The sequence below is a fragment of the Halovulum sp. GXIMD14793 genome (assembly GCF_054457435.1).
This window is the reverse complement of record NZ_JBTLNE010000017.1, coordinates 51,566-61,134: the sequence shown is the minus strand read 5'-3', so window position 1 is coordinate 61,134 and position 9,569 is coordinate 51,566. Positions and strand designations below refer to the sequence as shown.

Genomic DNA, 9,569 nt, shown 5'->3' with positions numbered 1-9,569 from the left:
TTCAATGATGGCCCATTGCGCATCGGTCAAAACTCTTCGGGTCAAGGCTGCTCCCCTCTGTTTGCAACCTTGAAGCAGAAGTCAGCTGATTTGGGAACCCTGAACGTCAACAGCCTCTAAAGCGTTTCGAGTTTACCTTGAGACATCACATAAAATCGAAACGCTTACGCCATATAGGCTTATCACTGCGTTTCAGGATAATCCTTTGTCTCAGGTTTATCCCGAAACGCTTTAAGGTGCCGTTTGATATTACAAGAGGAGGGGGCCGCCTGGCCCCTTTTTATGGCTGGTTGTTGTTGCTATCCGTCGCCAGTGGCCGCCGCGCCGACCCGATGACGGTGCGGGCCGAACAGGGCTGCGATGGCCAAGATCAGACCCGACACTGTTGCAATCATACCTGCGGCATTGACCGAATTGTCAAAGCCCAGCCATAGCGGGCCATAGCCAGCCAGCACATAGCCCATGATTGCCGAAACGGTGGCAAAGAACACCGACCAGGTGACCTGTACCTCCAGACGGTCAGTCATCAGGCGGGCGGCGGCAGGGGGGCAGATGAACATGGCGATCACGATGATCGAGCCGACGGCGTCGAAGGCGGCCACTGCGGCAGCGGCGGCGGCGATCACCAGCCCCAGACCTAAGGGGGTGACGGCAATGCCCAGCGTACGGGCAAAGCCCTCGTCAAATGTGGCGATTTTCAACGGTCGCCAGAAGACCAGCATCAGTACGGTCACGATCAGCGTTACGATGGCCATTCGCAGTAACTCCGGCGGCAGGTCAGCCAGCGCAGCAGGATCCGTCAGTGATCCCCAGCCATCGGCGGATAGCCAGATCAGGCTTTCCAGATTACCGTAAAGTGCGTGCTCCACATCCAGATGGACGGTAGAGGTGTCGGATTGTTCCAGCAGCAGCACACCTGCAGCAAACAAGGAGGTGAAGGTCACGCCCATGGCTGCGCCGGGTTCGATACGGCCCAGGCGCTTTATTGCCTCGATCAGGACAACGGCGAGGACGGCAGCACTGGCAGCCCCCAGCATCATTGGCCAGGCGGAAATGGCCCCTGTGATCAGAAATGCTGCAACGATACCGGGCAGGACGACATGGCTGATTGCATCGCCGATCAGGGCCTGACGCCTAAGGATCAGGAAATTGCCGGGCAGGGCGCAAGCGATGGCGGCCAGCACGCCGATCAGTATCGGGGTCAGGGACAATTGTACGAAATCTGCGCCCATCATTCGATAGCCTCCAACCGCGCGTCGATCACGGCGATTTCGTCGGGGGTCATAACCTCGCCAATGGGTGTCAGTCCGTCATAGCGGTGTGAGTTGGCATCATGGCCATGCATCAGCCGTGCGGCGTGCCAGCGACGCTCATCGCGCAAGGCCTGGGCGGTGGCTTTGTGGCCAGCCTCTGTCAGGGTCTGATCGGCGCGGATCAGCCCCTCGCGCTGCAGGATACGCAGGGTCAGGTTTTCATGAATGGGTTCGGATCTGGCCAGTGCTAGCAGACCCTGTCGCCGGTGAACCCGGGTCTGAAATCGCCGGCGGGCGTAAAGTGCGGCCAGCACGCCGCGCTGCGGGGCCAGCGACAGGGAGGCGGTAAAAAACATGGTAGAAATCAGCACGATAATCGGTCCGGTCGGCAAGGACGGTGCGCTGGCCGAGAGGGCCGCACCGATATGCCCCGCCGCAGCCCCAAGACCGCCCGCAATCCAGACCAGACGGTCAGAGCGATCCGTCCAGAAGCGGGCTGTCACCGGCGGGATAATCAGCAAGGCGATGATCAGGATCAGCCCGACAATCTTTAGCCCGGTGACCGTTACCGCCAGCCCAAGCACCATCATGATCATATCCGTGCGCGCGACATTCACGCCCGAGGCTGCCGCAAAGCCTTCGTCAAAGGCCACCAGCGTCATCGGGCGGCGCAGCAGCAGAACCAATACGACGCTTAGTGCGCCGCCTGCTGCAATGATCAACGCATCCGCATAGAGCATTCCGGCGGTTGAGCCGAGCAGGAAGCTCTCTAACCCGGCCTGTCGGCCTGATGTCATCGACTGGATGATGGTCAGAAGGACGATACCGAAGCCAAAGGTGACCGAGAGGACAGCACCGATGGCGGTATCCTCGGGCAGTCGGGTGTTGCGGGTGATTGCCTGCACGGCCCAAAGGCCCGCCGCTGCAGACAGTGCGGATCCTGCCAGAAGTCCCACCAGCGACCGTCCATCGCCTCCCAGCATGACCATGACGATAAAGGCCAACCCGATACCAGGCAGTGTGGCATGTGCGATGGCATCGCTGACCAGCGCACGCTTGCGCAAGAACAGAAAGCTGCCCGCAGCCCCGGCCGACAGCCCCAGAAGTGCGGCACCAATGGCAACCAGGGCGGCATTATAGCCCGCCTGCAGCATCAGAGCCTCGACAAACGCGGTCATGCGGGAAGCTGCAATTCGTTGATCTGGCCGGTGGCCAGACGACCGCCATAGGCAGCCTGCAAATTAGCCTCGGTAAAGGCGGAACTGACAGGACCATGGGCGATCTTTTGCACGTTGATCAGCATGACATCGTCGAAATACTCCGCCACTGTCGACAGATCATGATGGACGCAAACCACGCTGCGTCCCTCGGCCTTCAGCGATTGCAGGACGCTGATAATGGCGGCTTCGGTTGCGGCATCGACCCCGGCGAAGGGCTCATCCAGCAGATAAAGTTGCGCATCTTCGGCCAGCGCGCGGGCCAGAAACACCCGTTGCTGCTGGCCACCGGACAACTGCCCGATCTGCCGGTTGGCGAAATCCTGCATGCCAACCCGGATCAAACAGTCCGTCGCAATCTGACGATGCCGTGCACTGATCATTCGCAGCAGACCAAGCTGGCGGTAAAGCCCCATCATTACCACGTCGATCACCCGTGTTGGAAAGTCCCAATCCACACTGGCCCGCTGCGGCACGTATGCGATGGACGATGCCCCCGGTTTGAGTGGCTGACCAAAGCTGCTGACCGTGCCTGCCACCCGCGGAATGATATCAAGTACGGCCTTCAGCAGTGTCGACTTGCCCGCGCCATTTGGACCGACAATTGCCGTCATGGCACCAGGGCGCAGGCTGAGATCAATCGAGAAGACCGCTGGTTTCTCGCCGTAGGAAACCGTCAGGCCCCGGATATCAAGCGGGCAATCCCCGGCCATGCTACTCCTCCAACTGGCCGTTCAGCCCGCCCGCGGGTGCTGTCCCGCCAAGGGCGGTGGCGATGGTGGTGACATTGTGGTCAATCATGCCGATATAGGTCCCTTCGTAGGTGCCGTCAGGTCCCATCGCATCGGAGAATAGCTCTCCGCCGATCTTTACCTCATGACCGCGCGCCGCAGCCCCTTCGATCAGGGCACGCATGTTGCGGTCCGACACGGAGGTTTCGACAAACACCGCGCCGATGTTGCGATCCACCAGCAGATCAACAAGGTCGGCGATACGTTTCAGCCCGGCCTCGCTTTCGGTTGAGATCCCCTGAATGCCGATCAGCTCGAACCCGTAGGCGCGGCCGAAATAGCCAAATGCATCATGTGCCGTGACCAAAACGCGCGCGGGTTCCGGTACGCTGGAGAGGGTCTCTTCGGAATAGGCATCCAGCGATCCCAGTTCCTTGATAAAGCCGTCCGCATTAGCCTTAATTGCCTGCGCCTGGCCCGGCAGGGCAGCCTGCAGCGTTGCGCTGATAGTCTCGGCGACGCCGCGCCACAGGGTTGGGTCCATCCAGACATGCGGATCATACCTGTTGGCGTAGTCTTCATGCGCCAGCAGTTGGTCCACAGGCAAGCTGTCTGCAACAGCGGTCACGGCGTTTTTGCGCGCCAATGTCTCAAAGAATGTTTCCATCTGAGCTTCCAGAAACAGCCCGTGCCATAGCACCAGATCGGCACGGGTCATGGCGACGATATCGCTGCGGGTCTGGCGATAGCCATGGGGGTCGACGCCCGGTCCCATCAGGGCGCGCACCTTAATCAGGTCGCCGCCGATGCGCCGTGCTGTATCGGAAATCATGCCGGTGGTCGCGACAACAGAGAGCTTGTCACTGGCCCAAGCGGTGCAGGGCAGGGCGCTGGCAGCGGCGGTGGCCAACAGGTGGCGACGGGTCAGGCGCATCGAATCCTCCATGATGTGAAGCGATGTTACCCTGGTTTTTAGTGCAAATGAGAATGAGTTGCAACTGATATATTTGCAAATGCGTCGCATCTGGATAAACTGCGTCCCATGACTGACGCCCCAAAACAAGCTGCAGAACTTGAGGACGCTTTGCGCCGTGATGGCGTGCGCCTGACGCGGCAGCGCAAGGTTTTGCTACAAGTTTTGGCTGAGGCATCCGATCATCCGGACGCAAATGAGCTGCACCGCCGTGCCCAACAGGTCGACGAGACGGTTTCTATCGCCACCGTCTATCGTACCCTATCCGTCCTGGAGGCACAGGGCGTCATCCATCGCCATGCTTTCGAGGGGGGTGGGGCGCGGTTTGAGACGGCGGATGAGCCGCATCACGATCATCTGATTGATATTGAGACAGGCGATGTGATCGAATTCAGCTCTGACAAGATCGAACGACTACAGGCCGAGATCGCCCGCGATCTGGGGTACGAGGTGGTCCATCACAGGCTGGAACTGTACTGCCGTAAGAAATAATTCGGTTGAAAAAGTCCGGTAACGCCGGGCTGCACGATGCTATTGCAGCATCTGCGCAGGTTGCCGCTTGCGATCCAGTCGCATCAGGCTCATCGCGACCTTCTCGGCCATGCCGGTCAACACGGCGGCCAGATCAGGCCGGGCCATCAATGTGGCCAGCAGCATCGCATCTTCGCGCGCGCCCTCGGCGGCGGCGGAAATGAGGCTGCCAAAGGCCGATTCATCTGCGCCCACACAAGAGCATCCCAGAGTATGGCGCATCAGTGGACGGCGCGCATGGGTGGTCAGAGTCACGATCAGACTGTTCAGATCATCCAGCGCCTTGCGCGCAGGTTCGGTTCCCAGCGCGAAAGCGAAATCGTTCCAGACCTCGGCCTGACGTTCCGGGACATCACACCAAAGGCGCAGATAAAGAATGGCCCGCGCCTCCAATGTGGGCAGGTCGCTGACAAAGCCGACCGGAACCGCGCCGCGGTTTTTCGTGCTGCTCATTTGGTCAGGATCAATTTGCCCTGACGTGTGATGCGCAGGGTATAAAGCTGCTCGTCCAGGCGGATCTGCGCCAGTACGCCGCCTTGGGTCAGGTCGCGGGCATCATGCTGAGGCAGGGCTTCGGCGGTGTCGGTTCGGATGACGGTTTGCGCGGTCATTGTAGTTTCCTTATCAGATCTAGCAGCGCTTCAAGCGGAAAGAGCGAGTCCGTCTCGACCAAGCGTGACACCTCAATCGTATCAATCCGGGGATCGACCACGGGTATCGGCTGTTCTTTGTCGGGTGCGCTCTGGGTCACGGGTCCGGTTCTTTCCATAAGTCCGGGCTGCCCGAGCTGGGCTGGCTAGGATGATTTATTTCTGAGTGAAAAACTCGTGTTTGTCAATTCCGACAATTTTAATCATATTAATCGGCGTGAAATGGCACTGCCAAAAGTCGGAGGCGGCCAAGCCGATATGCCAGTGCTTCGAAAAGCTGGCGCCAGCCAAACAAACAGGCTAAGATGCGTTTCAAGACCGAGCGCCCGACAGAGGCAGCCGGCAAGAGGCAGTGACGTGAAGGGCAGTATCGTATGACAGATATGGTCTTCGGCAACCTGGCATCCAAGCCGGGCGAGCCGCTTTTGCCACATTGGTGGCGGACCGTTGACAGCTGGTCGCTGATGGCGATCATGGGGCTGTTTTCCATTGGATTGTTGCTGGGGCTGGCCTCGTCGCCGCCGCTGGCCACCCGAAACGGGCTGGAGCCGTTTCACTATGTGACCCGGCAGGCGGTGTTCGGGATGCTTGCGCTGGGGGGTATGGTTGTCACCTCAATGCTTTCCCCGCTGCAGTTGCGTCGGGCGGCGGTGCTCGGCTTTGTGGTGGTGTTTGTGGCGCTGGCCATGTTGCCCTGGCTTGGTACTGATTTTGGCAAGGGTGCCGTGCGCTGGTATTCGCTGGGCTTTGCCGCCATCCAGCCATCCGAGTTCATCAAACCCGCCTTTGTTGTTTGTGCCGCCTGGATGATGTCGGCCAGTTTTGACCTGTCCGGCCCGCCGGGACGTGCGATTAGTTTTGTGGTTGCGGTCACGGTGACGGTGATGCTGGCCATGCAGCCCGATTTCGGACAGGCCAGCCTGATCCTGGGCACTTGGGGGCTGATGTATTTCGTTGCCGGGGCGTCGATCCTGCTGCTGATTATGCTTGCCGGGCTGGTGGCCGGGGCAGGCATGCTGGCTTATCAGTACTCCGATCATGTGGCGCGGCGCATCGATGGGTTCTTAAGCCCTGATCTGGACCCGCGCACGCAACTGGGCTTTGCCACCAATGCGATACAGGAAGGTGGCATTTTCGGCGTCGGTGTGGGGGAAGGCACGGTGAAATGGTCGCTGCCTGATGCGCATACCGATTTCATCATCGCCGTCGCGGCCGAGGAATACGGCTTTTTGCTGTGTCTCGCGATCATCTTCCTGTTTTTGACCATTGTCATCCGCTCATTGATCCGGCTGGTCAAGGAGAGGGACCCCTTTGTGCGTCTGGCCGGGACCGGGCTGGCCTGCATGCTGGCGCTTCAGGCGCTGATCAATCTGGGCGTCGCGGTTCGGCTGTTGCCTGCCAAGGGCATGACATTGCCGTTTGTCAGTTATGGCGGCTCTTCCCTTTTGGCGGCAGGTGTCGCCCTGGGCATGTTGCTGGCGCTGACCCGGCATCGGCCTCAGCATGAATTGTCCGACATCATCGGTTCGGGTCGATGACTGCGCCGCTGCTGATCATTGCTGCTGGAGGAACTGGCGGTCATATGTTCCCGGCGCAGGCTTTGGCCGAGGAGATGCTGTCCCGTGGTTGGCGGGTGAAGCTGTCGACCGATGCGCGCGGCGCGCGGTATACGGGCAATTTTCCGGATGCCGTTGAACGCGTTGTTCTGCGGTCCGGGTCGTTCTCTCAGGGCTCAAAGCTGTCGCGGTTGATGGTGCCGTTCCGCGTTGCCGCCGGGACGCTGGGGGCGATCTTTGCGATGCGGCGGGACAAGCCCGATTGCGTGGCAGGGTTTGGCGGCTATCCCGCACTGCCCGCCATGATTGCCGCCTGGGTGCTGCGCCGCCCCCGCCTGATCCATGAACAAAACGGCGTGCTTGGCCGGGTGAATCAGTTTTTTGCTAAACGGGTCAATGCCGTGGCCTGTGGCATCTGGCCGACGGAGCTGCCCAAAGGCGTCGAAGGGTCTGACATTGGCAATCCGGTACGCTCTGCGGTGCGGGACCGGACGGCCTCTCCTTATGTTGCCCCCGGTGATGGGTCGATGGAATTGCTGGTCTTTGGCGGCTCGCAAGGGGCGCGGATCATGCGGATCGTGCCAAAGGCGCTGGCCCTGCTGCCCGAGGATTTGCGCGCCCGGCTTACCGTGTCACATCAGGCGCGGCCCGAAGATCATGACGATGTTGTAGCGGCCTATGCCGATATCGGTGTTCGGGCCGAGGTGCAGGATTTCTTTGGCGATATTCCTGACCGCATGGTGCGGGCGCAACTGGTTGTGTGCCGCTCTGGTGCCTCTTCGGTTGCGGATCTCTCGGTGATCGGCCGTCCTTCGATCCTGATCCCGCTGGCGATTGCGGTGCGCGGCGAACAGCACGCCAATGCCCGTGGCCTGGCTGAGGCAGGCGGGGCCGAGGTCATCACCGAAGACGCCTTGACGCCTGAAACCCTTTCGACGCATATCGCCGCCTTCCTGACCGATGCTGGCAAAGCTGAAAAAGCTGCCGCTGCGGCGCTGTCCATCGGCAAGCCGGACGCGGCCAAATCACTGGCCGACCTTGTAGACAAGATTTCCAACGGACCCGCGACATGAACAACCAGACCCGACTGCCCCATGATATTGGCCCTATCCATTTTGTCGGCATTGGCGGCATCGGTATGTCCGGCATCGCCGAGGTGCTGCTGAACCACGGGTTTGAGGTGCAGGGATCGGACCTGAAAGCCTCCGCCATCACGGAACGGCTGGCGGAAAAAGGCGCAAAGATTTTCATCGGCCAGAAGGCGGCGAACCTAAAGGGGGCGGCGGTTGTCGTAATCTCCTCGGCCATCAAGCCGGGCAACCCGGAACTGGACACCGCGCGCAGCCTGAAACTGCCCGTTGTGCGCCGGGCCGAGATGCTGGCCGAACTGATGCGGCTGAAGAACAACATTGCGGTGGCCGGAACCCATGGCAAGACCACGACAACCTCGATGGTCGCGGCCCTGCTGGATGGCGGGCATATGGATCCGACGGTGATCAATGGTGGCATCATCCATGCCTATGGCTCTAACGCGCGGATGGGCGATGGCGACTGGATGGTGGTTGAGGCGGATGAAAGCGATGGCACCTTCAACCGGCTGCCTGCAACCATCGCGATTGTGACCAATATCGACCCCGAGCATATGGACCACTACAAGGATTTCGACACGCTGCGCGATGCGTTTCATACCTTTGTGTCCAACATCCCTTTCTATGGTGTCGCCGTTTGCTGCATTGACCATCCCGAGGTGCAGGCGCTGGTCGGCCGGGTCAGTGACCGCCGGGTGATCACCTATGGTTTCAACCCGCAGGCAGATGTTCGGGTGGTGGATCTGAGCTATGACAATGGTGTCGCCTGTTTCGATGTTGTGCTGGCCGGGGAGGGCGATGTGATCGAAGGCGTCCGCCTGCCAATGCCGGGCGATCACAACGTCTCGAACGCATTGTCGGCCATTGCGGTGGCGCGGCATCTTGGGATCAGCCATGACAATATCCGCACCGCACTTGGCGGCTTTGGCGGTGTGAACCGCCGCTTTACCCGGGTGGGGGAGGTCAACGGTGTGACGATCATCGACGATTACGGCCACCACCCTGTGGAAATCGCCGCCGTGCTGAAAGCCGCGCGACAGGCCACCAAAGGGCGCATCATTGCCGTGCATCAGCCGCATCGCTATTCGCGCCTGTCTGATCTGTTCGAGGATTTCTGCAAATGCTTCAATCAGGCGGATATCGTCGCCATTACGGATGTCTATGCCGCCGGCGAAGCACCGATTAAGGACGCGGATCGTGATGCGCTGGTTAAGGGAATTGCCGCGCATGGTCATCGCAGTGTAAGTGCGATTGAAGGCCAGGCTGATCTGCCGGACTTTGTCAAAGCCCAAGCCAAACCCAGTGATATGGTTGTCTGCCTTGGGGCAGGAACCATAACAACCTGGGCTCACGCGCTACCGGATTCGCTAAAAGGGTGACGCTGTAGGCGTTACCGGGATACGGTTCGATCATCCCGATTTCGGCCCTGTCTTTGGTTCTTTCTGGCTGACGTCATCTAAGACTAAAGCGTTTCGAGTTTACCTTGAGACATCGCATAAAATCGAAACGCGTACACCCTATCGGCTTATCACTGCGTTTCGGGATAAGCTTGTGTCTTAGGTTTATCCCG

10 protein-coding genes are annotated in these 9,569 nt (G+C 59.9%); 4 read left to right on the top strand and 6 right to left on the bottom strand.

Annotation, left to right across the window (positions count from 1 at the left end; translation table 11 throughout):
* Positions 1-299: 299 nt before the first annotated feature.
* From ACW9UQ_RS06670 to ACW9UQ_RS06655, 4 genes are read right to left on the bottom strand one after another with little or no spacing between them, the layout of a single operon-like run.
* Positions 300-1,232 (bottom strand): metal ABC transporter permease, encoded by a 933-nt coding sequence (locus ACW9UQ_RS06670; protein ID WP_458930228.1) that lies wholly within the window; start codon positions 1,230-1,232, stop codon positions 300-302.
* Positions 1,232-2,431, bottom strand: a complete 1,200-nt coding sequence (locus tag ACW9UQ_RS06665; RefSeq protein WP_458930227.1) for a metal ABC transporter permease — start codon at positions 2,429-2,431, stop codon at positions 1,232-1,234. Before ACW9UQ_RS06665 ends, ACW9UQ_RS06670 begins: the two co-directional genes overlap by 1 nt.
* A complete protein-coding gene (locus ACW9UQ_RS06660; protein ID WP_458930226.1) occupies positions 2,428-3,183 on the bottom strand; it encodes a metal ABC transporter ATP-binding protein in 756 nt (251 codons plus the stop codon). Before ACW9UQ_RS06660 ends, ACW9UQ_RS06665 begins: the two co-directional genes overlap by 4 nt.
* A 1-nt stretch (position 3,184) precedes the next feature.
* Entirely contained in the window at positions 3,185-4,135 is a 951-nt protein-coding gene (locus ACW9UQ_RS06655; RefSeq protein ID WP_458930225.1) for a metal ABC transporter solute-binding protein, Zn/Mn family, read from the bottom strand.
* Positions 4,136-4,243: 108 nt separating this feature from the next.
* Here ACW9UQ_RS06655 and ACW9UQ_RS06650 point away from each other — a divergent pair, with 108 nt between their 5' ends.
* Positions 4,244-4,666: a Fur family transcriptional regulator gene (locus ACW9UQ_RS06650; RefSeq protein WP_458930224.1), complete on the top strand. Its 423-nt coding sequence runs from the start codon at positions 4,244-4,246 to the stop codon at positions 4,664-4,666.
* Positions 4,667-4,705: 39 nt separating this feature from the next.
* Here the strand turns inward: ACW9UQ_RS06650 and ACW9UQ_RS06645 are convergent, their stop codons facing one another.
* Together ACW9UQ_RS06645 and hemP are read right to left on the bottom strand one after the other, a co-directional pair.
* The gene (locus ACW9UQ_RS06645; protein WP_458930223.1) at positions 4,706-5,158 is read right to left on the bottom strand and encodes a hypothetical protein; all 453 of its coding nucleotides are present in this window, start codon (positions 5,156-5,158) and stop codon (positions 4,706-4,708) included.
* Entirely contained in the window at positions 5,155-5,316 is a 162-nt protein-coding gene (gene hemP / locus ACW9UQ_RS06640) for a hemin uptake protein HemP (RefSeq protein ID WP_458930222.1), read from the bottom strand. Before hemP ends, ACW9UQ_RS06645 begins: the two co-directional genes overlap by 4 nt.
* Positions 5,317-5,729: 413 nt before the next feature.
* On the opposite strand from hemP, the gene ACW9UQ_RS06635 reads away from it, so the two are divergent.
* The 3 genes from ACW9UQ_RS06635 to murC are packed head-to-tail and all read left to right on the top strand — an operon-like array spanning position 5,730 to position 9,378.
* Positions 5,730-6,893, top strand: a complete 1,164-nt coding sequence (locus tag ACW9UQ_RS06635; RefSeq protein WP_458930221.1) for a peptidoglycan glycosyltransferase FtsW — start codon at positions 5,730-5,732, stop codon at positions 6,891-6,893.
* Positions 6,890-7,984: a UDP-N-acetylglucosamine--N-acetylmuramyl-(pentapeptide) pyrophosphoryl-undecaprenol N-acetylglucosamine transferase gene (locus tag ACW9UQ_RS06630; RefSeq protein ID WP_458930220.1), complete on the top strand. Its 1,095-nt coding sequence runs from the start codon at positions 6,890-6,892 to the stop codon at positions 7,982-7,984. The genes ACW9UQ_RS06635 and ACW9UQ_RS06630 overlap by 4 nt, the downstream gene beginning before the upstream one ends.
* On the top strand, positions 7,981-9,378 hold the full coding sequence (murC, locus tag ACW9UQ_RS06625; protein ID WP_458930219.1) for a UDP-N-acetylmuramate--L-alanine ligase: 1,398 nt from the start codon (positions 7,981-7,983) through the stop codon (positions 9,376-9,378). Before ACW9UQ_RS06630 ends, murC begins: the two co-directional genes overlap by 4 nt.
* Positions 9,379-9,569: the final 191 nt, after the last annotated feature.

Coding starts and splice junctions, on each gene's coding strand:
- ACW9UQ_RS06660 (WP_458930226.1), bottom strand. CDS start 3,183: ATGGCCGGGGATTGCCCGCTTGATATCCGGGGCCTGACGGTTTCCTAC.
- murC (WP_458930219.1), top strand. CDS start 7,981: ATGAACAACCAGACCCGACTGCCCCATGATATTGGCCCTATCCATTTT.
- ACW9UQ_RS06645 (WP_458930223.1), bottom strand. CDS start 5,158: ATGAGCAGCACGAAAAACCGCGGCGCGGTTCCGGTCGGCTTTGTCAGC.
- ACW9UQ_RS06630 (WP_458930220.1), top strand. CDS start 6,890: ATGACTGCGCCGCTGCTGATCATTGCTGCTGGAGGAACTGGCGGTCAT.
- ACW9UQ_RS06670 (WP_458930228.1), bottom strand. CDS start 1,232: ATGGGCGCAGATTTCGTACAATTGTCCCTGACCCCGATACTGATCGGC.
- ACW9UQ_RS06650 (WP_458930224.1), top strand. CDS start 4,244: ATGACTGACGCCCCAAAACAAGCTGCAGAACTTGAGGACGCTTTGCGC.
- ACW9UQ_RS06635 (WP_458930221.1), top strand. CDS start 5,730: ATGACAGATATGGTCTTCGGCAACCTGGCATCCAAGCCGGGCGAGCCG.
- ACW9UQ_RS06665 (WP_458930227.1), bottom strand. CDS start 2,431: ATGACCGCGTTTGTCGAGGCTCTGATGCTGCAGGCGGGCTATAATGCC.
- ACW9UQ_RS06655 (WP_458930225.1), bottom strand. CDS start 4,135: ATGCGCCTGACCCGTCGCCACCTGTTGGCCACCGCCGCTGCCAGCGCC.
- hemP (WP_458930222.1), bottom strand. CDS start 5,316: ATGACCGCGCAAACCGTCATCCGAACCGACACCGCCGAAGCCCTGCCT.